24 protein-coding genes are annotated in these 24,557 nt (G+C 76.2%); 17 read left to right on the plus strand and 7 right to left on the minus strand.

The window, feature by feature from the left end:
* Positions 1 to 48: 48 nt before the first annotated feature.
* Entirely contained in the window at positions 49 to 501 is a 453-nt protein-coding gene (locus BM158_RS11670; protein ID WP_091558262.1) for a DUF3291 domain-containing protein, read from the plus strand.
* Here the strand turns inward: BM158_RS11670 and BM158_RS11675 are convergent.
* On the minus strand, positions 498 to 2,243 hold the full coding sequence (locus tag BM158_RS11675; protein ID WP_091558265.1) for an FAD-dependent oxidoreductase: 1,746 nt from the start codon (positions 2,241 to 2,243) through the stop codon (positions 498 to 500). The two genes, BM158_RS11670 and BM158_RS11675, sit on opposite strands and share 4 nt — an antisense overlap.
* A 99-nt stretch (positions 2,244 to 2,342) precedes the next feature.
* Here BM158_RS11675 and BM158_RS11680 point away from each other — a divergent pair, with 99 nt between their 5' ends.
* Positions 2,343 to 3,197 (plus strand): 3-methyladenine DNA glycosylase, encoded by an 855-nt coding sequence (locus BM158_RS11680; RefSeq protein WP_091558267.1) that lies wholly within the window; start codon positions 2,343 to 2,345, stop codon positions 3,195 to 3,197.
* Here the strand turns inward: BM158_RS11680 and BM158_RS11685 are convergent.
* Positions 3,194 to 4,075: a haloalkane dehalogenase gene (locus tag BM158_RS11685; RefSeq protein WP_091558270.1), complete on the minus strand. Its 882-nt coding sequence runs from the start codon at positions 4,073 to 4,075 to the stop codon at positions 3,194 to 3,196. The genes BM158_RS11680 and BM158_RS11685 overlap by 4 nt on opposite strands.
* A gap of 60 nt (positions 4,076 to 4,135) precedes the next feature.
* Between BM158_RS11685 and BM158_RS11690 the strand changes: the two genes are divergently transcribed.
* From BM158_RS11690 to BM158_RS11710, 5 genes are all read left to right on the plus strand, one after another.
* The gene (locus BM158_RS11690; RefSeq protein WP_091558272.1) at positions 4,136 to 4,471 is read left to right on the plus strand and encodes a hypothetical protein; all 336 of its coding nucleotides are present in this window, start codon (positions 4,136 to 4,138) and stop codon (positions 4,469 to 4,471) included.
* Positions 4,472 to 4,613: 142 nt separating this feature from the next.
* Positions 4,614 to 5,372: a MerR family transcriptional regulator gene (locus BM158_RS11695; protein WP_091558275.1), complete on the plus strand. Its 759-nt coding sequence runs from the start codon at positions 4,614 to 4,616 to the stop codon at positions 5,370 to 5,372.
* A 140-nt stretch (positions 5,373 to 5,512) separates the two neighbouring features.
* Positions 5,513 to 7,903: a putative bifunctional diguanylate cyclase/phosphodiesterase gene (locus tag BM158_RS11700; protein WP_091558279.1), complete on the plus strand. Its 2,391-nt coding sequence runs from the start codon at positions 5,513 to 5,515 to the stop codon at positions 7,901 to 7,903.
* A gap of 75 nt (positions 7,904 to 7,978) precedes the next feature.
* Positions 7,979 to 8,299 carry a TfoX/Sxy family protein gene (locus BM158_RS11705; RefSeq protein WP_091558282.1) on the plus strand — a complete coding sequence of 107 codons (321 nt, stop codon included), beginning with the start codon at positions 7,979 to 7,981 and terminating at the stop codon, positions 8,297 to 8,299.
* A 15-nt stretch (positions 8,300 to 8,314) separates the two neighbouring features.
* The gene (locus BM158_RS11710; protein ID WP_091558285.1) at positions 8,315 to 9,403 is read left to right on the plus strand and encodes an FUSC family protein; all 1,089 of its coding nucleotides are present in this window, start codon (positions 8,315 to 8,317) and stop codon (positions 9,401 to 9,403) included.
* A gap of 48 nt (positions 9,404 to 9,451) precedes the next feature.
* Here the strand turns inward: BM158_RS11710 and BM158_RS11715 are convergent, their stop codons facing one another.
* Positions 9,452 to 10,267 carry a methyltransferase domain-containing protein gene (locus BM158_RS11715; RefSeq protein ID WP_091558289.1) on the minus strand — a complete coding sequence of 272 codons (816 nt, stop codon included), beginning with the start codon at positions 10,265 to 10,267 and terminating at the stop codon, positions 9,452 to 9,454.
* Between the two features lie 184 nt (positions 10,268 to 10,451).
* Here BM158_RS11715 and BM158_RS11720 point away from each other — a divergent pair, with 184 nt between their 5' ends.
* From BM158_RS11720 to BM158_RS11730, 3 genes are read left to right on the plus strand one after another with little or no spacing between them, the layout of a single operon-like run.
* A complete protein-coding gene (locus BM158_RS11720; protein ID WP_091558293.1) occupies positions 10,452 to 11,084 on the plus strand; it encodes a TetR/AcrR family transcriptional regulator in 633 nt (210 codons plus the stop codon).
* Positions 11,081 to 12,271 (plus strand): alanine racemase, encoded by a 1,191-nt coding sequence (locus tag BM158_RS11725; protein ID WP_207506412.1) that lies wholly within the window; start codon positions 11,081 to 11,083, stop codon positions 12,269 to 12,271. Before BM158_RS11720 ends, BM158_RS11725 begins: the two co-directional genes overlap by 4 nt.
* A complete protein-coding gene (locus BM158_RS11730; RefSeq protein WP_165628901.1) occupies positions 12,268 to 13,029 on the plus strand; it encodes an amidohydrolase family protein in 762 nt (253 codons plus the stop codon). The genes BM158_RS11725 and BM158_RS11730 overlap by 4 nt, the downstream gene beginning before the upstream one ends.
* A 74-nt stretch (positions 13,030 to 13,103) precedes the next feature.
* Here the strand turns inward: BM158_RS11730 and BM158_RS11735 are convergent, their stop codons facing one another.
* Positions 13,104 to 14,627 (minus strand): glycerol-3-phosphate dehydrogenase/oxidase, encoded by a 1,524-nt coding sequence (locus BM158_RS11735; protein ID WP_229827676.1) that lies wholly within the window; start codon positions 14,625 to 14,627, stop codon positions 13,104 to 13,106.
* A gap of 27 nt (positions 14,628 to 14,654) precedes the next feature.
* Between BM158_RS11735 and BM158_RS11740 the strand changes: the two genes are divergently transcribed.
* Together BM158_RS11740 and BM158_RS11745 are read left to right on the plus strand one after the other, a co-directional pair.
* Positions 14,655 to 16,343, plus strand: coding sequence for an FAD-binding oxidoreductase (locus BM158_RS11740; RefSeq protein ID WP_091558296.1), 1,689 nt, complete (start codon positions 14,655 to 14,657; stop codon positions 16,341 to 16,343).
* 51 nt (positions 16,344 to 16,394) lie between these two features.
* Positions 16,395 to 16,736, plus strand: a complete 342-nt coding sequence (locus tag BM158_RS11745; protein ID WP_131802027.1) for an STAS domain-containing protein — start codon at positions 16,395 to 16,397, stop codon at positions 16,734 to 16,736.
* On the opposite strand, the gene BM158_RS11750 is transcribed toward BM158_RS11745, so the two are convergent.
* Positions 16,723 to 17,625 carry a LysR family transcriptional regulator gene (locus BM158_RS11750; RefSeq protein ID WP_091558302.1) on the minus strand — a complete coding sequence of 301 codons (903 nt, stop codon included), beginning with the start codon at positions 17,623 to 17,625 and terminating at the stop codon, positions 16,723 to 16,725. The genes BM158_RS11745 and BM158_RS11750 overlap by 14 nt on opposite strands.
* Positions 17,626 to 17,697: 72 nt before the next feature.
* Between BM158_RS11750 and BM158_RS11755 the strand changes: the two genes are divergently transcribed.
* Together BM158_RS11755 and BM158_RS11760 are read left to right on the plus strand one after the other, a co-directional pair.
* Entirely contained in the window at positions 17,698 to 18,696 is a 999-nt protein-coding gene (locus BM158_RS11755; protein WP_091558905.1) for an EamA family transporter, read from the plus strand.
* 106 nt (positions 18,697 to 18,802) lie between these two features.
* A complete protein-coding gene (locus BM158_RS11760) occupies positions 18,803 to 20,011 on the plus strand; it encodes an arginine deiminase (protein WP_091558305.1) in 1,209 nt (402 codons plus the stop codon).
* Here the strand turns inward: BM158_RS11760 and BM158_RS11765 are convergent.
* On the minus strand, positions 20,000 to 21,217 hold the full coding sequence (locus tag BM158_RS11765) for an FAD-binding protein (protein ID WP_091558310.1): 1,218 nt from the start codon (positions 21,215 to 21,217) through the stop codon (positions 20,000 to 20,002). The genes BM158_RS11760 and BM158_RS11765 overlap by 12 nt on opposite strands.
* Before the next feature lie 85 nt (positions 21,218 to 21,302).
* Between BM158_RS11765 and BM158_RS11770 the strand changes: the two genes are divergently transcribed.
* The 3 genes from BM158_RS11770 to BM158_RS11780 all read left to right on the plus strand — a co-directional run bounded on the left by BM158_RS11770 (position 21,303) and on the right by BM158_RS11780 (position 22,996).
* Positions 21,303 to 21,629, plus strand: coding sequence for a DMT family transporter (locus BM158_RS11770; RefSeq protein ID WP_091558314.1), 327 nt, complete (start codon positions 21,303 to 21,305; stop codon positions 21,627 to 21,629).
* A 1-nt stretch (position 21,630) separates the two neighbouring features.
* A complete protein-coding gene (locus tag BM158_RS11775; protein WP_091558319.1) occupies positions 21,631 to 22,209 on the plus strand; it encodes a TetR/AcrR family transcriptional regulator in 579 nt (192 codons plus the stop codon).
* An 88-nt stretch (positions 22,210 to 22,297) separates the two neighbouring features.
* A complete protein-coding gene (locus tag BM158_RS11780; protein WP_091558322.1) occupies positions 22,298 to 22,996 on the plus strand; it encodes a DUF4383 domain-containing protein in 699 nt (232 codons plus the stop codon).
* Positions 22,997 to 23,040: 44 nt separating this feature from the next.
* Here the strand turns inward: BM158_RS11780 and araA are convergent, their stop codons facing one another.
* Positions 23,041 to 24,549, minus strand: a complete 1,509-nt coding sequence (gene araA, locus BM158_RS11785) for an L-arabinose isomerase (RefSeq protein ID WP_091558908.1) — start codon at positions 24,547 to 24,549, stop codon at positions 23,041 to 23,043.
* Positions 24,550 to 24,557: the final 8 nt, after the last annotated feature.

A 24,557-nucleotide genomic window follows, 5' to 3' on the forward strand; every position in this document is an offset into this window, starting at 1 on the left:
AGTCGGCGGACCTGCCGTTCGGGGGGCACCCGGCGCTAGGGTCCGGCCGTGCCCGGCCACCACGTCGCCCAGCTGAACGTGGGGACGACGGTGGAGCCGGTGACGTCGGCCCGGTTGGACGGCTTCTTCGAGCTCATGGAGCCGGTCAACGCCCTCGCCGACGCCGCGCCCGGCTTCGCCTGGCGACTGCCGCCCGGTGACGCCGAGGCCGACGCCTACCTCCGCGCCCGCGGCGACCGGCTGATCATCAACCTGAGCACCTGGACGTCGCTCGGGGCACTGCGCGACTTCGTCTACACCGGCGCCCACGCGGCGGCGATGCGGCGCCGGCGCGAGTGGTTCGAGCAGGTGCGGGAGGCCTTCACGGTGCTGTGGTGGGTGCCGGCCGGGCACCGGCCGACGGTGGCCGAGGCCGACGCGAGGCTCACCCGGCTCCGTGCGGAGGGGCCGGGCCCGGACGCGTTCACCTTCGCGCGCCCGTTCCCGGCCCCCGCGGACTAGCGGCCCAGCACCTGCCGCAGCGCAGCGGCCAGCCACTCCCGCGCGTCGGCACCGGGCGCCTCGAGGTGCCGGGCGGCGACGTAGCAGTCCGGGCGGACCAGCAGCACGCCGCCGTCGGCGATCTCGCGGAGGTCGGCCCAGGTGCCGTACGGGTCGTCGTAGGGCAGGCCGGGGCCGATGGCGACCGGCGTGATCTCCAGCCCCCGCTCGGCGCCGAGCGACGCGGCGGCCTCCAGCCACGCCTCGCCGCCCACCCCGGTGACGACGGCGAACCGGCCCTTGCCGACCAGGTCGAGCGTGGAGACCTCACGGCCGCCGCGGGTGACCCAGGCGTGCGGCAGCTTGGCGCCGGGCCACGTGGTGGGCTGGGCGTAGAGCTGGTGGTCGCGCCGGTAGGGCGGCATGTCGGTGCCGTCGGGGACCACCGCGCCCGAGGCGTAGCGCTGGTTGTGCTCCACGCCGTGCGCGTCGAACTCGTAGGCCTTGTAGGCGATCGCCTCCCGGACCGCCGCGCGCACCTTGTCCCCCTCGGCACCCGGCGCCCGGCGCAGCGCGAGCTGCCGCTCCAGGGCCTCGGTGTCGGTGCTGTCGGTCAGCTCGAGCGCGGCCATGATCCGGCCGGTGTCGGCGATCGACTGGTTCGCCCGCTCCACGACCTGCCGGGCGATCGGCGCCCGCTCGGCGTCGTAGGAGTCCAGCAGCGAGGGGTCCGCCGTCCCCCTGATGACGTGGGCGAGCTTCCAGGCCAGGTTGTAGCTGTCCTGGATCGAGGTGTTGGAGCCCAGGCCGTTGGTCGGCGGGTGCCGGTGCACGGCGTCGCCGGCGCAGAGCACCCGGCCCCGGGCGATCGTGGTGGCGAAGTGGTGGTTGACCGTCCACGGCGAGCCCGAGACGACCTCCATCTCGAAGTCGTCGCTGCCCACCAGCCCCACGGCCAGCTCGCGGACGAACTCGTCGGTCAGCTCCGGCGGGCCGTCGGCGACGGCGTAGCCCCACATGAGCATCCACTTCGTCCAGGGCTCGATCATCCGCAGCACGCCGAGGCCGACGCCCTCCTTCTCCGCACCCGGCTGCAGCATCCAGTAGAGGACCGACGGCCGGTGCGCGACCAGGTGGGTGAGGTCGGCCTTGAACACGATGCCCAGTGCGCCGCCGACGGCACCGGGGCCCTCGAAGGGGAGCTCCAGGTCGGCGGCGACCTTCGACCGCGCGCCGTCCGCGCCGACCAGGTAGCGGGAGCGGATCTCGTACTCCAGGCCGGAGAGCCGGTCGCGCACGGTGGTGGTGACGCCCTCGTCGTCCTGCACGTGCCGCAGGTACTCGGTGTCGAACCGCACCGTCGCGCCGCGGTCCTGGGCGGCCTTGACCATCACCGGCTCGGTGATCGTCTGCGGGGCGTCGAGCATCGTGCACGGGCTGGCCAGCTGGTAGTCGGCGTGCCGGGCGGGGTCGGTGCCCCAGCTCGGGATCCGGCCCAGCTCCTCGCCGGCCAGCGAGGTGCAGAAGGTCGTCGTCCCCATCAGCTCCCAGGGGGTGGCCAGTGCCATGAGGGTGTCCTCGACACCCATGTCCCGCATGGTCTCCAGCGCCCGCTGGTTGGTGATGTGCGCCCGCGGGTCCTGCGAGAGCCGCGAGTACTTGGTGACGACGACGACGCGGGTGCCGTAGCTGGCCAGGAACAGCGCGGCGGAGGCGCCGGCGGGGCCGGTCCCCACCACCAGGACGTCGGTCTCCACGGGCACGGGCGCACTCCTCGCTGAGGGCTGGTGACCGCGGTCACGGTCCGCCCGCGACACTGGTTGAGCGTTCGACCAGTGTCAAGGCCGACCTACGCTGGGCCGGTGACCGTGCTGGCCCCCGACGAGGCGACCGCCCGCGCCGCCGCGCACCGGGACCGGCTGCTCACCTGGGTCGGGCCGCACCTGGAGCGCCGGCAGCGGCACGAGGCGCACCCGGTGCTGGACTTCCTGTTCACCTACTACTCCGAACCGCCGGCCCGGCTGCTGCGCTGGCACGCCGGGGTGGGCAGCTCGGTCATCGGCGACCTCGCCGAGGAGCGGCTGGGCTGGCCGCTGTACGCGCGGCTGCCCGACGGCTCGGTCGGGCTGGACATCGCGGCCTACCGGGCCAAGCGGGGGACGTCGGCCGGGTGGGTCGCCGGCCTGCTGGGTGCCACCGCCGGGCGGGCGGGCCAGTTCGGCTGCTTCGGCCTGCACGAGTGGGCGATGGTGCACCGCGGCGCCCCGCGGCACGGCGCCGTCCCGCTCCGGCTGGGCCCGGCCGGCACCGACGCGGTCGTCGAGTCGCACCGCCTGCAGTGCACCCACGTCGACGCCTACCGGTTCTTCACCCCGACCGCCGCCCCGCGCAACGCCCTCACCCCCACCCGCGACACCCAGGTGGCGCTGGAGCAGCCGGGCTGCCTGCACGCCGGGATGGACCTCTACAAGTGGGCCTACAAGCTCGCCCCCGCGGTGCCCGGCGAGCTGCTCGCGGACTGCTTCGAGCTCGCGGTGGACATCCGGGTCCTGGACATGCGGGCCAGCCCCTACGACCTCGCCGGCGCCGGCTACCCGCCGGTGCCGATCGAGACCGCCGCGGGCAAGGCCGCCTACGCCGAGGCCCAGCGGGGCTTCGCCGAGCGCGGCCAGGCGCTGCGCGCCCGCCTGCTCGCCGTCTGCGACGCCGTCCTCTAGGGGACCGTGCGCAGCCAGTCGGCGATCGCCCGGCCCAGCTCGTCGGGGCTGTCCTCGGGGACGAAGTGGTTGCCCGGCACCTGCACCTCGGTGAGGTTGGGCCAGCGGCGCACCAGGTTGCGCTGCCGGCCGACCAGGATCGAGCCGGGGTCGGCGTCGACGAACAGCTTGGGGACGTCGGAGGTCGCCAGCCACTCGCCGTAGGCGTCGACGACGTCGTGCACGTCCGGCGGCACGTGCTCGATCGGGATGTTCCGCGGCCACTCCAGGGTGGGCCAGCGGCTCTCCGGCGTCGGGTAGGGCGCCCGGTACCGGTCGTGCACCTCGGGGCTGAGCCCCTGCAGCGTCGAGGCGGGGAGGATCCGCTCGACGAAGGTGTTCCGCTCCAGCACCAGCTCCTCGCCGTGGTCGGAGCGCATGCCCTGGAAGACGCCCTTCGCCGCCCGCGGCCAGTCGGCCCACAGCAGCGGCGTCACGATCGTCTCGGTGAAGGCGATCGCCCGGACGCGGTCGGCGTGCCGGCGGGCCCAGTCGAAGCCCAGCGCACCGCCCCAGTCGTGCAGCACCAGGGTCACCCGGTCGCCGAGCTGCACCTCCTCCAGCAGCTCCTCCAGGAAGGCCGCGTGGGTCGCGAACGCGTAGGTGCCCCGTCCCGGGTCGGGCAGCTTGTCCGACTCGCCCATGCCGATCAGGTCCGGCGCGACGCACCGGCCCAGCCCGGTCAGGTGCGGGATGACCCCCCGCCACAGGTAGGACGACGTCGGGTTGCCGTGCAGCAGCACGACCGCGTCGCCCTCGCCGACGTCGACGTAGGCCATCTCGTGGCCGCGGACGCGCACCCGGGAGCGGGGGAAGGGGTCGTGCGGGGAGGCCGCCATGGCCCGATCCTCGCCCCGGCCCGCCCCTGACCGCGACCCGGCTGTGCCAGGGTGCGGGTCGTGATCGAGAAGGCCCCCGCCCGCAGCCGCGCCCTGCTGCTGCTGGGCGGGCTGGCCGTGGCCGCGCTCGCGGTCCTGGCCTGGGGCCTCGCCCAGCGCACCGACCCCCACGACCTGGTCGTGGCCTACACCGACGCGATCGCCGAGGGGGACGTCGAGGCAGCCGACGCGCTGGCCACCGACGGCGTCGACGGCGAGGGACCGCTGCCCGAGCCCGGCTCGACGGACGACGTCGAGCCCGTCACGGACGTGCAGGTGGGCCGGGACGGCGAACCCACAGGTGTCGGCACGGTCTCGGGCGAGCGCTACGACGCGCTGGGCTACGACGTGTCCTGACCGGGCAGGCCGCAGTGGTCTCGGTGACCGACGAGGTGCAGACCGTCGTGCAGTGGACCCGCACCGCACGCTGATCCGCGAACGGGCTTGACCCTCCCCCGACGTCAGGCACTTCCATCGTCGCCATGAGGAGGACGGAGCGATGAGCCACACGGTGGGCGAGCTGGCGAGGCTGGCCGGGATCACGGTGCGCACGCTGCACCACTACGACCGGATCGGGTTGTTGACCCCGTCCGGCCGCACCCCGGCCGGCTACCGCGTCTACGAGCTCGCCGACGTCGACCGGCTGCACCAGGTGCTGGTCTACCGCGGGCTCGGCTTCGGCCTCGAGGAGATCGCCGCCCTGCTGGACGACCCGGACGCCGACGCGGGTGAGCACCTGCGCCGGCAGCACCGCCTGCTCCTGGAGCAGCGGGACCGGACCGACGCGATGGTGGCGGCCGTGGAGAAGGAGATGGAGGCACTGGCCATGGGGAACCCGATGACCCCGCAGGACAAGCTCGAGGTGTTCGGCGACTGGCTGCCCGAGCAGTACGCCGACGAGGCCGAGCAGCGCTGGGGCGACACCGAGGCCTGGTCGCAGTCCCAGGCCCGCACCGGCAGCTACACCAAGGCCGACTGGCTGGAGATCAAGGCCGAGACCGACGACCTCGAGCGCCGGCTGGCCGCCGCGGTCGCCGACGGCGCCCCGGCCGACGGCGAGCGGGCGATGGACCTGGCCGAGGAGCACCGCCAGCAGATCACCCGGCGGTACTACGACTGCTCCCCCGAGCTGCACGCCTGCCTGGGGCGGATGTACACCGAGGACGAGCGGTTCACCGCGTACTACGAGCGGGTCGCCCCGGGCCTGGCCGCGTTCCTCGCCACCGCGTGCCAGGCGAACGCGGCCCGGCAGGGCTGAAACCGGAGCGCGTTCGTTCTCACCCGCGGGGGTGGAACGACTCCATCCCTGGTCAACGTCGTGCCGGCGGCCGCCGAGAACCCACGGACGAGCAGCGACCCCGCTGCTCGTCCGTGGACCGACGACGACCAGGAAGGGTGATGTCGACCGTGCAGACCGTCGCGATGCACCACCCGCCCGTCACCCGCCCGCTGCTGCACCGGGTCACCCCGCCCCGGGCCCTGCTCGTCACCGCCGGCGTGCTCGCCGCCTGGGGGCTCGTCCAGGGCACCAGCTCACCCGACAGCGCCTGGCGGCTCGCGGTGGACGTGGTCGTCCTCGCCGGCGTGCACGGCCTGGCCGCCCTGGTCGCCCTCCGCGACCGGCTGCCCGGCTCCCCCGGCTCCGTCGCCCGCACCGCCCTCGGCACCGGCCTGGGCGCCTTCGCCCTGGGCGCGGTGCTCGCCCGCGTGCTGCACCCGGTGCCCACCGGCGCGCTCGCCTGGCTGCTCGACGGCCTGCACCTGGTCGGCCAGGTCGGCATCGGCGTCCTGCTGCTGTCGCTGGTCCTGCCGCTGCGCGGGCGTCTCGTGCTGGCCGGCATCGGCCTGGACTCCGTCAGCACCGCCCTCGGCCTCACCGCCGTCGCCGGCACCGTCGTGCTCATCGGCATCGGGGACGGCGGCACCGACGCCGCCACCCGCGCCGTCCTCGTGCTCACCGGCATCGACGTCGCGCTGGTCTCCGGCGCCGTCGCGCTGTGCTCCGTGCTGCGCCCGGGCCGCGACTCCGTCGTCCCGCCGCTGCTGGCCGGCTCCGCGCTGGTGCTCGCCGCCGACCTGGCCTCGGGCTACTCGCTGCACCACGCCGGCCCGGCGTCCCCCGGCCCCGCGTTCCTGCTCATGGCCGGCGCCTGCGTGGTGCTCGCCTACGCCGTCACCCGGCCGGTGCGCACCACCGACCACGCCATGCTCGACGCCACCCACCGGCTGCGCAGCTGGTCCAACGTGCTGCCCTTCGCCGGGTGCGGCGCCAACCTGCTCGCCGTCCTGCTGGCCGCCCACTCCCCCGGCACCGGCCGCTGGGTGCTGCCGCTCGTGCTGGCCGCCGCCGGCTGCCTCGCGGTCGTCGTGGCGCGTTTCCAGCTGACCATCCGGGTCGCCCGCGCCGCCCTCGAGCAGCTCGCCGACGCCTTCACCGACCCGCTCACCGGCCTGCTCAACCGCCGCGGCCTCGGCGCCGGCGTCGACCGCTGGCTCACCGGACCCGAGCCGGTCACCCTGCTCGCCCTCGACCTCGACGGCTTCCGCCGGATCAACGAGGAGGCCGGCCACGAGACCGGCGACCGGGTGCTGCAGCGGGTCGCCTCGCACCTGTCCACCCTCGCCGGGCCGGGCACCGTCGTCGCCCGCATCGACGGCGACGACTTCGCGCTGGCCTTCGTCGGCGAGGACCCGGCCCGCGCCTCCCTGCTGGCCGCCCAGGTCCGCGACGTGCTGGGCCGTCCCTTCGACATGGACCGGCACCGGCTGCACCTCACCGTCAACGTGGGGACGACGACCAGCCACGCCCTCGACGACCGCCCCGGCGAGACCGTGACCACCGGCGACCTCCTGCGCTGCGCCGACCAGGCCCTCGCCGAGGCGCAGGCCAGCACCAGCGGCGTGGCCGTGCACGACCCCGCCCGCTGCGGCCGCGCCCAGGAGGACAGCCTGCTGGCCTGGGTCGACGACCTGCACGCCGCCCTGGACGCCGACGACCAGCTGCTGCTGCACTTCCAGCCCCAGCACCGGATCGAGGCCACCGGCACCGGCACCGTCGCCACCGTCGTGGGCTGCGAGGCCCTGCTGCGCTGGGCGCACCCCACCCGCGGCCTGCTCGGCCCCGGCGAGGTGCTGCGCGCCGCCGAGCACGGCCACCTGTCCGACGCGGTCACCGAGCGGGTGCTCGACCTCGCCCTCGGCGGCGTCGCCGACTGGTGGGCCGACCGCGAGGTGCCCGTCGCGGTCAACCTCAGCGCCACCGACCTCGACGACCCGCTGCTGCCCCACCGCATCGCCGACGCCCTCGACCGGCACGGCCTGCCCGCCCGCGCGCTCACCGTCGAGGTCGTCGAGGACACCCTCATGCTCGACCCCGACCGCGCCCTGCAGACCCTGACCGCGCTGCGCTCCATCGGGCTGCGCATCGCCGTCGACGACTACGGCACCGGCTACAGCTCGCTGGCCTACCTGCACCGGCTGCCCATCGACGAGGTCAAGTTCGACCGGTCGCTGACCGCGGGCATCTCCTCCGACGCCGCGGCCGCGGTGATCGTCGGGCACAGCATCCGGCTGGCCCACGACCTCGGGCTGTCCGCGCTGGCCGAGGGCATCGAGGACCCCGCCGACCTGCAGCTGCTCTCCCGGCTGGGCTGCGACGCCGTGCAGGGCTGGCTCACCGGCCACCCGCTCCCCGTGCAGGGCTGGGTGACGGCGCTGGACCTGGAGGCAGTGCCCGATCGCGGTCCTGCGGACCGCACCGCGGCCACCGGCCGTTCCCCGGTGGGCTGAGCGCGTCCGTCCCGCTCGCGGGAGTTGCGTCGAGTGGGTCTTGCCCGGCGCGGGGCGGGGCGCCATCCTGCCGGCGTGGCGTACGACCTCGAGCTGGCGGAGCGGGTGCGGGCGGCGCTCGGCGGCACGCCCGAGGTCACCGAGAAGAAGATGTTCGGCGGGCTGGCGTTCCTGGTCGGCGGGTCCATGGGGCTGGCGGTCAGCGGCAGCGGCGGGCTGATGGTGCGCTGCGACCCCGCGCTCGCCGACGACCTGGTCACCCGCGACGGCGTGGCCCGGATGGTCATGCAGGGCCGCGAGCTGGCCGGCTGGGTGCTGGTCGACCCGGCCACCCTGGACGACGTCCGCCTCCCCGAGTACGTCGCCGCCGGGGTCGAGGCGGCCCGCGCCGCGTAGGGCACCCTGGGGCCGGTGATCGCGCTCGTCGAGGTGCTGCGCCGGCCGTGGGTGCAGCGGGGCATCCGCGCCGCCGTCGCCGCGGGGCTGGCCTGGCAGATCGCCGTCCTGCTGCCGCCCACGCTGTCGGACTACGCCTACTACGCCCCGCTCGGCGCGGTCATCGCCGTCCACCCCACCGTCGCGGACTCCGCCGGGGCCGCCTGGCGGACGGTCGCGGCGATGTTCCTCGGCTTCGGCCTGGCCGTCGGGGTCTACGAGGTCACCCGCGGGGTGCCCAACGCGTTCACCATCGCGCTGATCGTGGCCGTCGCGGTGGTGGTCGAGCAGTGGCGGTTGCTGCGCGAGCAGGCCAGCTGGGTCAGCTTCGCCGCCGTCCTGATGATCACCATCGGCACCGACGACCCCGCGGCCTACGTACTGCGCTACGGCGGGCTGACCCTGCTCGGCGCGGCGGTCGGCGTCGCCGTCACCACCGTGCTCTTCCCGCCGATGATGCTCACCGTCGCCGTCGAGCGGATCGCCGTCGCCCGCGGCCTGCTGGCCGCGCACCTGGTGGACATGGCCGACGCCGTCCGCGGCGGCACCGTGCCCGACCCGGAGGACTGGGCGCACCGCGGCCGGGCGCTGGACGCCGCGCTGGACCGGATGCGCGCCGCCGAGACCCAGGTCGAGCGGGCCCGGCGGGCCAACCCGCGCGCGGCCCGCTGGCAGGGGACGGCCGGCCGGGTGCGCGAGCAGTCCCGCGCACTGGACCGGGTGGCCGTGCTGGTCGACGACCTCACCGACCTGGTCGCGGAGTTCCAGCCGCACCGCCGCGGCCTGGACCGGGTGGACGACGGCACCGGCTGGGTCCTCGCCGACGCGCTCACCGGCCTGGCCGGCGTGGTGCGCATCCCGTACCACGACGGGCCGCACCGCGACTCCCGCGACGACGCGATCGACGCGGCGGTGGCCGCGCTGGACCGGCTGGTGCAGCTGCTGCGCTCGGCCGAGGTGCCCGACGACGAGGGGTTCTTCGCGCTCGGCGCGGTGACGGTCGGCGTCCGGCGGTCGCTGCACGCACTGGAGGCCGCGCCCCGCGAGGTCGCCCCGCGCCACTGAGCCGGCCGGTACCGGGCTCAGTGGCGCCCTCCCCCACCTGATCGGCGGCTACCCGGCGGTGCTTGAGGGGCCGACCCGGACCAGCAGCTCGCCGTGCAGCATGCCCAGCCAGCCGTCGTCCGCGGCCGCCCAGCGCTGCCAGGCCGCGGCCACGTCGGCGAGCTCGTCGGTGCTGGCCAGGCCGTAGGCCACCGCCTGCTCCGCGAAGGCCGACGCGGTCGCCCGCCCGGCCCACGAGTCCCCCCACCAGCGGCGCTCGGCGTCGGAGGCGTAGCAGTAGGTGGACGCCGACGCGGTGAGGTCGCGCAGCCCGGCCGCGTGCGCCCAGGCGCGCAGCCGGCGGCCGGCGTCCGGCTCGGCGTCGTTGCGGCGGGCCACCCGGTGGTAGAGGTCCAGCCAGCGGGTCAGGCCGTCGTCCTCGGGGAACCAGGTGGTCGCGGCGTAGTCGACGTCCCGGACGGCGACCAGCCCGCCCGGCCGGCACACCCGCGCCATCTCGCGCAGCGCGGCGACCGGGTCGGTCAGGTGCTGCAGCACCTGGTGGGCGTGCACCACGTCGAAGGAGTCGTCGGGCAGGTCCAGGGCGTAGACGTCGCCGACCGCGAACTCCACCGGCACCCCTTCGCGCCCGGCCAGCGCGCGGGCCTCGCCCAGCGGGTCCTCGACGACGTCCAGGCCCAGCACCCGGCCCGGGGCCACCCGGCGCGCCAGGTCGACGGTGAGCGTCCCCGGCCCGCAGCCCACGTCGAGCACGTCGAGCCCGGCCCGCAGGTGCGGCAGCAGGTAGCCCGCGGAGTTCTCCGCGGTGCGCCAGCGGTGGGACTGCAGGACGGCGTCGGCGTGGCCGTGGGTGTAGGTGTCCACGCGGTCAGCCTGCACCCGTCGTCCCACAGTGTGAACTGGTCATCCCGCTCAGTGGGAAACGGTGGCGTGGCCGTCGCCGTCCCGGACCACCTCGCCGAGGCCGGTGGGTCAACCGTCCCGGACGCGCGACTCGACTGGCTGACCCGATGGCGTCCCGGGACGCCGACGTGCGACGATCCGCCGCATGCCGCCCGCCACCCGACGCCGCCCGACCCGGCGCCCGCCCGTGGTGCGCAAGCCCGTCGCCGACCGGCGCGAGGACCTCGTCGAGGCCGCCCTGCGGGTGCTGGTCCGCGACGGCGTCGCGGCGGCCACCACCCGCGCGGTGGTCGCCGAGGCCGGCGCCAGCCTGTCGGCCTTCCACTACTGCTTCGACAGCCGCGAGGAGCTGCTCGTGCTGGCCGCCGAGCGGATCACCGACCGCACGCTGGAGCACGTGCGCAGCGGCTTCTCCGTCGAGGGCGACCTGCGCACCGTCGTGCACGGCACGCTGACCCGGCTGTGGGAGCGCATCGAGGCCGACCCCGACCGCGAGCTGGTCGGCTACGAGCTGGCCCAGTACGCCCGCCGGCACCCCGAGCTGCAGCCGGTCGTCGCCCGGCTCTTCCGCCACTACCTGGACGTGCACGAGCAGTTCCTCACCGAGGCGGCCACCGCGGCCGGGTTCACCTGGACGGTGCCGGTCCCCGTGCTGGCCCGGCTGGTCGACTCCGCCTTCGACGGCATCGCGCTCACCTGGCGGGTCGACGGGGACGGCGACGCCGCCCGCGCCGCGCTGGCCGCCCTCGCCGACGCGCTGCTGGACCGGGCCGGGTGAGCGACCGCCTGGCCGCACTGCGCGCGGCGACCGCCGACCTGCAGCCGCCCTTCGCCGTCGTCGACCTGGACGCCTTCGACGCCAACGCCGACTCCCTCGTCGCCCGCGCCGCCCCCGGCACGACCATCCGGCTGGCCAGCAAGTCCGTGCGCTGCCGGGCGCTGGGCGACCGGGCGCTGGCCCGCCCCGGGTTCGCCGGCATCCTGGCGCTCACCCTGCCCGAGGCGGTCTGGCTGGCCGCCGACCACCCGGACGTCGTCGTCGGCTACCCCAGCACCGACGCCCCCGCGATGGCCGCGCTGGCCGCCGACCCGCAGCTGGCCGCGCGGGTGACGCTGATGGTCGACTCGGTCGAGTCCCTGGACGTCGTCGAGGCCGCGGTCGGCCGCTCCCCCGCCGCGCCGCTGAAGGTCTGCCTGGACCTGGACGCCGCGCTCGAACTGCTCGGCGGCCGGGTGCACCTGGGCCCGCTGCGCTCCCCGGTCCGCACCCCGGTGCAGGCGGTGGCCCTGGCCCGCGCGGTGCTGGACCGGCCGTGGCTGCACCTGGACGGCCTGATGGCCTACGAGGGCCAGATCGCCGGGACGGCGGACGGCGCGGGCCCGCGGCTGCGGCAGCTGGCGGTGCGGGCGGTGCAGCGGGCGTCGGCCCGGGAGCTCGCGCAGCGGCGGGCCGCGGTGGTGGCCGCGGTGTCGGAGCTGGCGCCGCTGCGGTTCGTCAACGGCGGGGGCACCGGCTCGGTGGAGCAGACCTCCGCCGAGCCCGCGGTCACCGAGGTCGCCGCCGGCTCCGGGCTCTACGCGCCCGGCCTGTTCGACGGGTACCGCCGCTTCCGCCCCCGGCCCGCGGCGTACTTCGTGCAGCCGGTGGTGCGCCGGCCCTCGGCGACGGTGGCCACCGCGCTGGGCGGCGGCTGGATCGCGTCGGGCCCGCCCGGCCCGGACCGGCAGCCCACCATCGCCTGGCCGGCGGGCCTGCGGTTCAGCCCGCTGGAGGGCGCCGGCGAGGCGCAGACCCCGCTGCTCGGCGCCCCCGCCGCGCACCTGCGGCTGAGCGACCGGGTCTGGTTCCGGCACGCCAAGGCCGGCGAGCTGGCCGAGCGGGTCGGCGAGCTGCACCTGGTGGCCGGCGACGCGCTGGTCGGCTCGGTGCCCACCTACCGCGGCGAGGGCAAGGCGTTCCTGTGAGGCTGGTCGACGCGCACCTGCACGTCGTGGACCCGGCGTTCCCGCTGGTGCCCAACGACGGCTTCGTGCCCGACCCGTTCACCGTCGCCGACTACCGGGCCCGGGTCGCCGGCCTGGACGTCGTCGGTGGCGCCGTCGTCTCCGGGTCCTTCCAGGCCTTCGACCAGACGTACCTGCTCGACGCGCTGGCGCGGCTCGGCCCGGGGTTCGTCGGGGTGACCCAGCTGCCGGCCGACGTGCCCGACGCCGAGGTGCTCCGGCTCGACGCCGCCGGGGTGCGCGCGGTGCGGGTCAACCTGCGCCGCGGCGGTTCGGCGCCGCTCGCGGACCTGGACCGGCTGGCCCGCCGGGTCCACGAGCTGGCCGGCTGGCACACCGAGCTCTACGTCGACGGCCGCGACCTGGCCGCCCTGGCCCCGGTGCTGCACCCTCTGCCGCAGGTGGTGGTCGACCACCTGGGCCTGCACGCCGACGGCCTGCCCGACCTGCTGGCGCTGGTGGAGACGGGCGCGGTGGTCAAGGCGACCGGGTTCGGCCGGGTGGAGCTGGACGTCGCCGACACCGCCCGGCAGGTGCTCGCCGTCGACCCGGGCGCCCTGGTCGCCGGCACCGACCTGCCCAGCACCCGGGCCCGCCGTCCCTTCGCGGACACCGACCTCGACCTGTTGGCGCAGGCGGCCGGGGAGCACGCGGAGGCGGTGTTCGAGGGCAACGCCCGACGCCTCTACCGCCTGTCCCCGCCTCCCCCTCAGCCGTGATCATGGGGTTGTTGCCGGGCGCCGCGCCCGCCCCCGGCGTGTCCGTGGCGACAACCCCATGATCACCGGCCGGGTCAGCGGCTGAGCTCCTCCGCCAGGACCTCGTGCGCGCGGGCCGCCGCCGCCTCCCGGTCGGCCGGCACCAGGCCGACCCTCGTACGGCGGTCGAGCAGGTCGGCCACCGTGCGGGCACCCTCGGCCCGGACGGCGAACCGCAGCTCCCCCACCGTCTCCGGCCGGCCCTCGACCAGCGGCTCGGCACCCAGCGCGTGCACCTGCGCCGCCTCGGTGCCGTGGCGGGCGACCAGCCGGGCCGGGGCGTCCACGGCGTCCAGCACCCGCCGGGGCGCGGCGCCGACCAGCGGCAGCCGGGCCGTGACCGACCGGCGGGCGGGCCGGCCGAGCACGGCCAGCGCGGCGTCCACCGTCTCCTCCGCCATCGCCCGGTAGGTCGTCAGCTTGCCGCCGACGACGGTGAGCACCGACCCGGCCCGGTGCAGCAGGTGCCGGCGGGAGAGGTCGGCCGTGGCGTCGCCCGGGCCGGTGCCGGCCGAGGCGGGCAGCACGAGCGGCCGCAGCCCGGCGTAGGCACCCACCACGTCGGCGGCGGTCAGCGGGTCGGCGAGCACCTGGTTGACCGTGCCCAGCAGCTGCTGCACCTCGGCGGCCGAGGGCTGCGGGTCGTCGTCGGGCACCGGGCCCCCGACCGGCTCGTCGGTGATGCCGAGGAACACCAGCCCGGTGTCCTGCGGCAGCGCGAACACGTACCGGGAGCGGGAACCGGGCAGCGGCACGGTCAGCGCCGCCGTCGGGGAGCCCAGCCGCTCGCTGCGGACCACCAGGTGCGAGCCGCGCGAGGGCACCAGCCGGATGCCGTCGTCCAGCCCGGCCGACCACACGCCGGCCGCGTTGACCACGACGCCGGCCTCGACCTCGACCCGCCGTCCCTCGACCTCGACGACCGCGGTCCGCCCGTCCACCCCCACGACCCGGGCGCCGGTGAGCACCGCGGCGCCGTACCCGGCCGCGGTGCGGGCCAGCGCCACCACCAGCCGGGCGTCGTCGGTGAGCTGGCCGTCCCAGAACGCGACGCCCCCGCCGCGGCCCCCGTGCCCGGGCCGCACCGCCGGCAGCCACGCGGCGACCTCGTCGGCACCCACCCGCCGGGCGCGGGGCAGCGAGCCGCGCCCGCCGCGCACCGACCCGCGGACGGCGTCCCCCAGCACCCCGCCGAGCCCGGCGACGGCGGCGACGTCGGCACCGGCGACCGAGGGCACGCAGAACGGCAGCGGCCGGACCAGGTGCGGCGCCGTCGTCCCCATGAGCACGGCGCGCTCGCGGGCGGACTCCCGGGCCAGCCCGACCTCGCCGTGCGCCAGGTAGCGCAGCCCGCCGTGCACCAGCTTCGACGACCACCGGCTGGTCCCGGCCGCCAGGTCGGCGCGCTCGCACAGCAGCACCGACAGCCCGCGGGACGCCGCGTCCAGGGCCACCCCGGCGCCGGTCACGCCGCCGCCCACCACGAGGACGTCGACCGCCCGGCCGAGCCGGTCCAGGTCGCGGGCGCGGCGGGCGGGGTCGAGCAGCGTCCCGGTCACGGGCCCACTGTGCCGCAGACTGTCCGGGTGGCCGAGCAACCCGAACTGACCGTCCAGGGCTGGGGTCCCCCCGGCACCCGCGTCGCGCACGTGGCCGAGGGCGGCACGCTGGAGCTGACCGCCGACAAGTCGCTGGCGAAGGCGCTGCCGAAGGCCGCCCGCAAGCACCTGGCCCGGGAGCTGGGCTGGACGCCGCGGCGCACCCCGCCGGTCCCGCTGGACGACGTCGAGCTGGCCGCCAGCCGCCTGCCGGTGCCCGTGCGGGCCGAGCTGGTGACGCTGCTGGGCCAGGAGAACGTCCGCGACGACCGCGGGTCGCGGCTGCGGCGCACCGGCGGGAAGAGCTACCTGGACCTGGTCCGCCGCCGCTCCGGCGACGCCTCCGACGCACCCGACGCCGTCCTCACCCCGGCCGACACCGCCGAGGTCGTCGCGGTGCTGCAGCTGTGCAGCCGGCACGGCGTCGTCGTCGTGCCCTTCGGCGGCGGCACCAGCGTGGTCGGCGGGCTGTCGGGCACCGACGTCGACGACCGGCCGGTGGTCGTGCTGGACCTGGCCCGGATGTCCGGGCTGGTGTCGGTCGACGTGCCGAGCTCGCTGGTCACCGCCGGCCCCGGCATGCGCGGGCCGGCGCTGGAGGACGCCCTCGCCGAGCACGACCTGACGCTGGGCCACCTGCCGCAGAGCTGGGAGTTCGCCACCCTCGGCGGGTACGCCGCGACCCGCAGCGCCGGCCAGGCCTCCACCGGCGTCGGCCGCTTCGAGGACCTGGTGGCCTCGCTGACGCTGGCCACGCCGTCCGGGGTGCTCGAGGTCGGGCACCCGCCGGCGTCCGCGGCCGGCCCCGACCTGCTCGGCCTGGCGCTGGGCTCGGAGGGCACGCTCGGCGTGATCACCGAGCTCACCCTGCGGGTGCGCCCCCGCCCGGAGGTGGAGGAGTACGAGGGCTGGTCCTTCCGCAGCTGGGCGGCGGGCCTGGCCGCGCTGCAGCGGCTGGCCCGGCACGACCTGCTGCCCGACGTCGTCCGGCTCAGCGACCCCGACGAGACCCGGGCCAACCTGCTGCTGTCCGGCGGCGCGGGCGCCCGGGCCCTGCGCGGCGCGCTGCGCAGCCGCGGCCACGGCTCGGGCTGCCTGCTGGTCGTCGGCTGGCAGGGCCTGCCCACCCTGGTGCGGGCGCGGCAGCGCGCGGCCACCTCGCTGCTGCGCGAGGACGGCGGCAAGCGCGCCGGCTCCCGGGTCGGCGAGGCGTGGGTGCGGCACCGGTTCGAGGGGCCCTACCTGCGCGACCGGCTGCTCGACCACGGCCTGCTCGTCGAGACGCTGGAGACCGCGGCGACCTGGTCGGCGCTGCCCACCGTCTACGACGCGGCCCGCCGGGCGCTGCGCGAGGCGCTGGCCGGCCCCGGGAAGCAGCCGTTGGTGATGACGCACGTGTCGCACGGCTACGCCACCGGCGCGTCGCTGTACCTCACCGTGCTCGCCGACCGGGACGACGACCTGCCCCTGCAGCAGTGGCTGGGCGCCAAGCGGGCGTCCACCGATGCCGTGCTGGCCGCCGGCGGCACGCTCACCCACCACCACGCCGTGGGCGCCGACCACCGCCCGTGGCTGGACCGCGAGGTCGGGCCGCTGGGCGTGGACGTGCTGCGCGCGGTCAAGGCCTCGCTGGACCCGGCGGGCATCTGCAACCCCGGCGTGCTGCTGCCCTCCTGAACGCCCGCGTGTCGGGTTTGGCGAGGCGTGGTGCGGGACACCCTGGCCTGCATGACCACGGACGTCGATGCCACAGCGCCCGACCACGGGTCCGTCGAGCTGTCCGCCGACGGCACCCAGCTGGTGTTCTCGGGCGAGATCGACAAGGACGTCGTCCGGCAGTTCCGGGTGACCGTCCGCCCCGCCGACTGGCCCGCACGGGTCGACGTGCGCGAGGTGACCTTCATGAGCTCGGCCGGGCTGGAGCTGCTGGTCCACCTGGCCCGCAAGCAGAAGCGGTCCGGCGGCGAGCTCGAGGTCGTCGAGCCCCCCACCTCGCTGCGCCTGCTGCTCAACCAGACCGGCCTGACCCGGGTGTTCCGGTCGGTGCCGGCGCCGGTCACCCCCGCCTGAGCTCGCCGGCCAGCGCGACCAGCTCCTCGAGCACCACGGCCACCACCCGGCGCTCCGCGGCGTCCGGGCGGACCAGGGCGTCGACCTGCCGGCCGGCCCGCACCCCGGCCAGTGGGACGAGGCGGACGCCGGGGTGCCCGCCGGAGCTGTAGCGCGGGAGCAGGGAGATGCCGTGCCCGGCGGCCACCAGCGCCTCCACCACGTGGAAGTCGTTGATCCGCTGCACCACCCGCGGCGCCGTCCCGGTGCGGACGCCGACGTCGGCGAGCACCCGGGCCACCGGGAACCCCTCGCGGACGGCGATCCAGTCCGCGCCCGCGACGTCGGCGGGTTCCAGCGCGACCCGCCCGGCCAGCGGTGACCCGGCCGGGACGGCGACGTCCAGCGGCTCGCGCAGCAGCGGCACCACCCGCACGCCCCCGCCCCACCCCGGGTCGGCCTCCGCCGGGCGGTGCGCCACCACCACGTCGTGCCGGTCGGTGAGCGCGGGGAAGGCGTCCTGGGCGACGTCCTCGTCCGAGCACTCCACCGTGATGCCGCCCCGCGCCGCGACCCGGGTGAGCAGACCGGGCAGCAGCATCCAGGCCGCGCTCTGGAACGCCGAGACCCGCACCGTGCCGGTGGGCGAGCCCGCGAAGGCCGCGCACGCGGCGCGGGCCCGCTCCAGCGCGACGGCGACGTCGACCGCGGCGTCGGCCAGCGCGTCGCCGGCCGCGGTGAGCCGCAGGCCCCGGCCGACCCGCTCGGTGAGCGGCACCCCGGCGTCGCGGGAGAGGACAGCCAGCTGCTGGGACACCGCGGACGGCGTCAGGTGCAGCACCGCGGCGGCGGCGGTGACCCCGCCCTGGCTGCGCACCGCGCGGAGGGTCTCCAGCGCCCGCACGTCCATGCAGCGACGCTACATCGACAGCGCACGAGCAGTCGATGGTGCTGAAAGGTCCGGTCCCGCAGAGTGGACGACGTGAACACCCGGGACCGCCTGCTGGCCTGCCTCGTCGCCGTCTGCTGGGGGTTGAACTTCGTCGCCATCCACCTGTCGCTGGAGCAGTTCCCGCCGTTCTTCCTGGTGGCGCTGCGGTTCGCGCTGCTCGCGGTGCCGACCGTGCTGCTCGTCCCCCGGCCGGGCGTCCCGTGGCGGTGGGTGCTCGGGTACGGCGTCGGCTTCGGCGTCCTGCAGTTCCTCTTCCTCTACCTGGCCATGGCGGTCGGGATGCCCACCGGGCTGGCGTCGCTCGTGCTGCAGTCCTCGGCACCGTTCACCGTGCTGCTGGCCGGCGCGCTGCTGCGCGAGCGGGTCACCGGCCGCCAGGCCCTCGGGGTGGCCGTCGCCATCGCCGGCCTCGGGGGCATCGCGGTGCACCGCGCCGACGTCGACGGCGGGGCGCTGCTGCTGCCGGTGCTGCTCACGCTGTGCGGCGGGCTGGGCTGGGCGCTGGGCAACCTGGCGACCCGGCAGGCGCGGGCGCCGCACCCGCTGCGGCTGACGCTGTGGATGTCGGTCGTGCCCCCGCTGCCGATGCTGGCGGTGTCCCTGCTGGTCGAGGGCCCGGCGCAGATCGGCCGCTCGTTCACCGGCCTGGGCACGGCGACCGGCCTGCTCGCCGTCGGTGGACTGGCCTACACCGTGCTGGTGGGCACCGTCCTGGGCTCCGGGCTGTGGGCCACGCTGATGAGCCGCAACCCGTCGTCCTCGGTCGCCCCGTTCTCCATGCTGGTGCCGGTGGTCGGCATCGGCGCCGCCTGGCTGCTGCTCGGCGAGGCCACCTCGGCCGCCGAGCTCGCCTGGGGCGCCCTGGTGGTCGGCGGCGTGCTGGTGGGGTCGACCGGCTCAGCGCGGGCGGCGCACCGGCGGCAGCTTCGCCGCGACCGAGCGGGCCAGGAAGCCGCCGACGACCGCGGACAGCACCGCGACCAGGACGACGAAGCCGCTGCCGACCTCGCGGGCGCCCAGCGCCTGTAGGGCGAAGAAGCACAGCGCGGCGACGAGCACGGCCAGCCCGAGGCCGAGCAGCACCACGAACCAGGCTGGTTGACGCTCCCCGCTCTGCACAGGGCACAGTCTGCCCATGACTTCCCCCCTGGTCACCAGCGAGGTCGGCCGGCTGCGCACCGTGCTGCTGCATCGCCCCGGGGCCGAGCTGCGCCGCCTGACCCCGCGCAACAACGACGAGCTGCTCTTCGACGGCGTGCCGTGGGTGGCCCGCGCCCAGGAGGAGCACGACGCGTTCGCCGCGGCGCTGACCGACCGCGGGGTGGAGGTGCTGCACCTGGACCGGCTGCTGGCCGAGGTGCTCGACGTCCCCGCGGCCCGCGAGCAGCTGGTCGCCGCGGCGGTCGACGACCCGCGCATCGGGGAGACCCTGCGGCACACCTGCGTGGCGCACCTGTCCGGCCTGGCGTCCGACGAGCTGGCCGCGGCGCTCATCGGCGGGGTCGCGCACGACGAGCTGCCCGGCGCCCGGGGGCTGGCCTTCGAGCTGATGGGCCCCGGCGACTTCGTGGTGCGGCCGCTGCCGAACCTGCTGTTCACCCGCGACTCCAGCGTCTGGGTCGGCGACCAGGTGGCCATCACCTCGCTGGCCATGCCGGCCCGGCACCGGGAGTCCACGATCACCGGCGCGGTCTACGCCCACCACCCGCGCTTCGCCGGCCCGCAGCGGCTCTACGACCCGACCCTGGAGCACCTCGAGGGCGGCGACGTGCTGCTGCTGGCCCCCGGCGTCCTGGCCGTCGGGGTCGGCGAGCGCACCACCGCGGGCGGGGCGGAGCGGCTGGCCCGCCGGGTGTTCGCCCGCGGCCTGGCGCACACCGTCCTCGTCGTCCCCATCGCCCAGGAGCGGGCGACCATGCACCTGGACACCATCGCCACGATGGTCGACGTCGACGCCATGGTCATGTACCCCGCCGTCGCCGACACCCTGGTCGCCTGGACGGTGCGCGCCGGCGACGACCCGGACGCCGGTGACCTGCGGGTCAGCGGCCCGCAGCCCTTCCTCGCCGCCGCGGCCGACGCGATGGGCATCGAGCGGCTGCGGCTCATCGACACCGGCCTGGACCCGGTCACCGCCGAGCGCGAGCAGTGGGACGACGGCAACAACACCCTCTGCATCGGCCCGCGGCTGGCGGTGGCCTACGAGCGGAACACGGTCACCAACAAGGCGCTGGAGGACGCCGGCATCGAGGTGGTGCCGATCGCCGGTGACCAGCTCGGCAGCGGCCGCGGCGGCCCCCGCTGCATGAGCTGCCCCGTCGTCCGGGACGCCTCACCGGCCTGAGCGCACCCCCAGCGCGACCAGGAGCGGCGAGGCGAACACGCCGTCGGGGTCCAGCCGGTCGAACAGCGCCCGGGCCCGGGCCAGCTGCGGCACCACCCGGACCAGCCCGGCGGCGCGCAGCGGGTGCGCCTTGCCCCAGTGCGGGCGGGCCCCGAACGGCGCGAGCACCCCGTTGACCAGCGGCACCGCCTCGGCGAGCGTGGCCGGGGTCCGCCGCCAGGTGAAGTGCACCGCCAGGGAGTCGCGGCCGTGCGCCATCGACAGCCACAGGTCGTCGGCGGCCACGGTGCGCAGCTCGCTGACCACCAGGTGCTCGCGGATCCGGTCGCCGACGGACGCCACGGCCGCGACGGCGTCGGCGGCGTCGGCCCGGTCGACGAAGAACTCCGACTGCACCTCGTCGCCGTTGCTGGGGGTGGCGTCGTGCCGGAAGTGCGGCAGCCGCTCGTGCCACGGGCCCGGGACGCCGCCCTGCGGGGTCACGTTGCCGACGATCTCGTCGGTGATCCGGTCGCGGCTCTGCGGGTCCCGGGGCGCGCCGAGCACGGTGTCGGGGACGTCGGCGGGCAGCCGGGTCTTGACCCACAGGTCGGCCGCGCCGTCCCAGCGGGTGAAGGCGCTGACGCTGTCCCCGGCGGCGAAGGCCCCGGCGACGTCGGCGAGCGGGGCGCCGCGGTAGACGTCCTGCCGCACCTCGTAGGTGGGCTCGGTGGCCAGCACCAGCTCGGTGACCACGCCGGTCGACCCCAGCGCCACCGCCTGGGCGGCGACGTCGTCCCCGGTGACCTCGGTCAGCTCGCCGTCCGGGCCGACCCGGGTGAAGGATCGGACGGCGGTGGCCAGCGCCCCGGCCCGGTCGCCGGAGCCGTGCGTGCCGGTGGCGACCGCGCCGCCGACGGAGATGTGCGGCAGCGAGCCCAGGTTGTGCAGCGCCCGGCCCTGCCGGTGCAGCTCGCGGGCCAGCGCCCCGAACGTGGTGCCGGCGGTGACCGCGACCGTGCCGTCGTCGCGCACCTGGACCCGGTCGGGCAGCGCGGTCAGGTCGACCAGCACGCCGGGTGAGTCGGCCAGGCCGTTGAAGGTGTGCCGGGTGCCCAGCGCGCGCACCGCCGGGGCGTCGCGGACGGCCTCCTGGAGCTCCTCGGTGCTGCGCGGGCGGAGGACCCGCGCGGTGTAGGTGTGCGTGCCGGCCCAGTCCTGTTCCACCCGCCCACCGTAGGCGGACCGAAGAGCAGTACGGGCGTACCGGTTTTCCGGTACGGTCGTACGGATCCGAGGGAAGGAGGCCGTCGTGGCCTGGGTCCTGGTCGTCGTGGCCGGTCTGTTCGAGACGGCGTTCGCGGTGTCGCTGAAGAACTCCGAGGGCTTCAGCCGGCTGTGGTGGACGCTGTCGTTCGTCGTCTGCGCCGGCACCAGCTTCACCTTGCTGACCATCGCGCTGCGCGACCTGCCGGTGGGCACCGCCTACGCCGTGTGGACCGGCATCGGGGCGGCGGGCACGGCGGTCGTCGGCATGGTGCTGCTCGGCGACCCGGTGGGCACCGTGCGGATCCTGTCGATCCTGCTCATCGTGGCCGGGGTCGTCGGGCTGAACCTCGCTCCCTCGTCGGCGCACTGAGGTGACCACGCCCAAGGGCGAGGCGCGGCGGGAGGCCATCGTCGCCGCGGCCGCCCGGCTGGTCGCCGAGGCCGGCCCCGACGCGGTCGCCCACCGGGCCGTCGCGGCGGCGGCCGGGGTGCCGCTGGCGGCCACCACCTACTACTTCCGCGACCTCGACGACCTGCTGGTGGCCGCCACCGCCCGGGTCGGGGAGCAGGAGACGGCTGCGGCCACCGCCCTGGTGGCCGCGTTGCCGGCCGGGCGGCGCACCACGCGGGCGACCGCGGCCGTGCTGGTGGACGTGCTGCTGGGCGCCGGACGGCGCACCGACGAGCAGCTGCAGGCCTACTACGAGCGGTGGCTGGCCGGTGGCCGGCACCCGGCGCTGCGCCCGGTGCTCGCCGCGACCCGGGCCCGCACCGACGCGCTGCTGGTCGAGGTGCTGGCGCGCGGCGGTCACCGCGAGGTGCCGGTGGCCCGGCTGGTCGCCCTGGCCGACGGCACCGCCCTGTCGGCCCTCGTCGAGGGGGACGGCGGCGCGCGGGCCGCCACGGAGCAGGCGGTGGCCGAGTTGCTGAGCCGCCGGCGCCGCTGGTGACGTCCGCTGCGTAAACCGTGGTTACGCCCGGCCGCGGTGGGGGTAGTGGGGCGTCTGTCGTTCAGCCACGAGCGCCAGGAGGCACCCCATGACCACGGCACCGACCCGTCCGACCCGGACCCCGCCCCGTCTGCACGAGGACGTCGCGGAGACCCCCACCGCCCGCCGGGTGAAGACCGTCCACCGGATCGGCGCGTTCACCGTCGCCGCCGTCCTCGCGGTGTTCGGCGTCCTCGGCTTCGTCGGCGGCCTCGACTACTTCTCCACCGACGGCGGCCAGGTGGCCGGCCTGTCCTCCAACGGTCTGCTGTCCACCATCTCGCTGGTCACCGCCGCCGTGCTGGTCGCCGGCGCGGTCAAGGGCGGCCGCATCGCCGGGATCGTGATGACCGGGGTGGGCACCGCGTTCCTGCTCTCGGCGTTCTGGCACCTGTTCGTGCTCAACACCGGCCTGAACGTGCTCGCCTTCCAGATGTCCAACGTCATCTTCTCGATCGTCGTCGGCCTGCTGCTGCTCACCCTGGGCCTCTACGGCCGGGTCAGCGGCAACCTGCCCGCGGACAACCCCTACCGGGCCAACCTGGTCACCGGCGCCCCCGCCGACGACGAGGAGCCCGACCTGCCGGCCCGCACCCCCGAGGAGCGCCGCGCCGAGGCCGCGATCCGGGAGGCCGAGGTCGCCGTGGCCGAGCACCGCGCCACCCCCGAGCAGGCCGCCCGCGTCGAGGCGATGAGCCACGAGCGCACCAAGGCCGGCCGCCGCCGCGTCTGGATGCAGTACAGCTGACGGCGCCCGGGGTGGGCCGCGGACGGCGGCCCACCCCGGAGGCCTCAGAGGCCCTGGGCCAGGCGGTGGTAGGCCGCCGACCAGCGCAGCTCCTTGGCGAGGCTGCGGCGCGTGGTGTCGGCGTCGATGACCACCAGCTCGGTGCGGAACACGTCGGCCAGGTCGGTCAGCTCCGCCGTGGTCAGCTGGGTGGTCAGCACCGTGTGGTGCGGCCCGCCCGCGGTCAGCCAGCCCTCGGTGGAGGTGGCGAAGTCCGGCCGGGGCTCCCAGACCGCACGCGCGACCGGCAGGTTCGGCAGCGGCTCGGACGGCGGGACGACGTCGATCTCGTTGGCCACCCAGCGGAACCGCTCGCCCAGGTCGGCCCACCCGACGACGACGCCCTCGGCGGGCGCGGCGGAGAAGACCAGGCGCGCCGGGTCCTCCTTGCCGCCGATGCCCAGCGGGTGCACCTCGAGGGAGGGCTGCTCACCGGCGATGGTCGGGCAGACCTCGAGCATGTGCGCACCGAGGATCTTGGGCGTCTCCGACGACAGGTCGTAGGTGTAGTCCTCCATGAAGGAGGTGCCGCCCGGCAGGCCCCGGCCGGCGGTCTTGAGCACCCGCAGCAGCGCCGAGGTCTTCCAGTCGCCCTCGCCGCCGAAGCCGTAGCCGTCGGCCATGAGCCGCTGCACGGCCAGGCCCGGCAGCTGCCGCAGCGCGCCCAGGTCCTCGAAGTTGGTGGTGAAGGCACCGAAGCCGCCCTCGGTGAGGAACCGGCGCAGCGCGACCTCGAGGCGGGCCTGGTAGCGCACCGAGCCGTGCCGGTCGCCGCCCGGGCGCAGGTCGTCGGCGACCGCGTACAGGTCGAGGTACTCGGCGACGACCGCGTCGACCTCGGCGTCGGTGACCGTCTCGACGACGGCGGCCAGGTCGTTCACGCCGTAGGTGTTCACCGAGACGCCGAAGCGCAGCTGCGCCTCGACCTTGTCGCCCTCGGTCACCGCGACGTTGCGCATGTTGTCGCCGAACCGGGCCAGCTTCAGCGAGCGGGCCTCGGTGGCGGCGACGGCGGCGCGCGCCCAGCCGCCGACCCGGGCCTGCACGGCGGGGTTGCCGGCGTGCCCGGCCACCGTGGTGCGCGGCACCCGCAGCCGGGTGAGGGCGTAGCCGTACTCCCGGTCGCCGTGGGCGGCCTGGTTGAGGTTCATGAAGTCCATGTCGATCGTCGCCCACGGGAGGGCGGCGTCGGCCTGGGTGTGCAGGTGCAGCAGCGGCTTGCGCAGCGCGTCGAGCCCGGCGATCCACATCTTGGCGGGGCTGAAGGTGTGCATCCAGGTGATGACGCCGACGCACGCCGGGTCCTCGTTCGCCTCGCCCATGACCCGGCGGATGGCGCCCGGCTCCTTGAGCACGGGCTTCCACACGACCTCCACCGGCACGGTGTCCGCGCCGTCGAGGGCCGCCGCCACCCGCTGGGACTGCTCGGCGACCTGCTGCAGGGTCTCCTCGCCGTAGAGCTCCTGGCTGCCGGTGAGGAACCAGATCTCGTGGTCGGGGAACGGGCTGGTCATCTGGCTGC

Origin of the sequence: Klenkia taihuensis, from assembly GCF_900112525.1 — a bacterium.
Lineage (GTDB): Bacteria > Actinomycetota > Actinomycetes > Mycobacteriales > Geodermatophilaceae > Klenkia > Klenkia taihuensis.